Genomic DNA, 511 nt, shown 5'->3' on the forward strand with positions numbered 1-511 from the left:
GCGTTCGACGGCGCCGGCGGCTTCACCGGGATCGTCACCGACGCGGCCAGCGGCGACGTCCTGTACGACGAGGCCGCCGCCGAGCCGCTGGTGCCGGCGTCCAACCTGAAGCTGCTGACCGCCGTCGCCGCCCTGGACACCATCGGCGCCGGCCACCGGTTCACTACCTCGGTCAAGCGCGGCAGCAAGCCAGGCGTGGTGTACCTGGTCGGCGGCGGGGATGCCTTGCTGGGTGCCGGGGAATCCAAGCCCGGCGCGGTCTGGGGCGAAGCCGGGCTGGCAACGCTGGCGGCCGAAGCGGCCGGGCAGCTGGCCGCCGACGGGTACACCGGTGAACTCTCGGTGGCGGTGGACGACTCCCTCTACTCCGGGGCAGCCATCAGCGCCGCCTGGGATCCGGGCGACGTGAAGAACGGCGAAATCTCCGCCGTGTACCCGCTCGCCCTGTATGCCGGGCGGGAACAGGCCGACGGCGGCGGCGACCTGGTGGCCGATGCCGCCGCGCTGGCGG

At 73.8% G+C, this 511-nt stretch carries 1 protein-coding gene; it reads left to right on the top strand.

Annotation, left to right across the window (positions count from 1 at the left end; genetic code table 11):
* On the top strand, positions 1 to 511 hold a 511-nt coding region (locus tag AC5RV2_RS18895; RefSeq protein WP_494093604.1), incomplete at both ends, for a D-alanyl-D-alanine carboxypeptidase.

The sequence above is a fragment of the Arthrobacter sp. Y3225116 genome (assembly GCF_059091245.1).